General features: G+C 61.4%; 1 protein-coding gene. It reads right to left on the bottom strand.

The features are described 5' to 3' along the window. Positions 1 to 182, bottom strand: a 182-nt coding sequence (locus AC5RU9_RS21295; protein WP_494018073.1) for a hypothetical protein, incomplete at its 3' end; no start/stop codon positions are given. Positions 183 to 578 lie beyond the last annotated feature (396 nt).

The raw sequence follows: 578 nt of genomic DNA, 5'->3' as shown, positions 1-578 counted from the left end.
AAGCGGTCACGACCACCGGGTTTCGTAGCTACACCTACTTCCTTGTTACGCTTCCGCTTCCGAGTTGCAGCTCGGGAGGGTTTGCTCTTTAGGCGCGCGTTCCGTATGGAGAGTAGAGCGATGACAGCTGTCATCAAGCTCACGACCGAAGTCGCGAGCTTGATCGCTTCGTCGATGCTCATGTAGCCACCTCCTTCCTGCCCCGCCGTGCGAGGCCCCCACTGGTCCAGCCGGTCGAGGGTGGGCCGTCAACCCCGAAGAGTGACCGGGGAATCCCGCGAAGTAAGGGAGCGCAGCGACCGCGTGGGATTGCCCGGTTGCGTGGGTTGACGGGTCGGGCCCCCGGACGGCTACGGTCAGTGGCCTTGTACGGAGAACACCCCAGCCACATGTAAGGCAAAAAATGCTTCTACAGGCCGAAGCGCAGCGAAGGTCCGTTCTAGTCTTTGGTCCTTTAGGCTGGGGCCATGGACAAGAAGAACGCAGCGCTGATCTGGGCGCTATTGGGGACCGGCTTCCTTGTATACGGCCTCTACTGCGCCGCGACTACCGGCGGCGTTTGGTATCTCATCGCCTCC

Source organism: Arthrobacter sp. B0316-5-4, from assembly GCF_059090325.1.
This window is presented reverse-complemented; position numbering and strand designations above follow the sequence as displayed.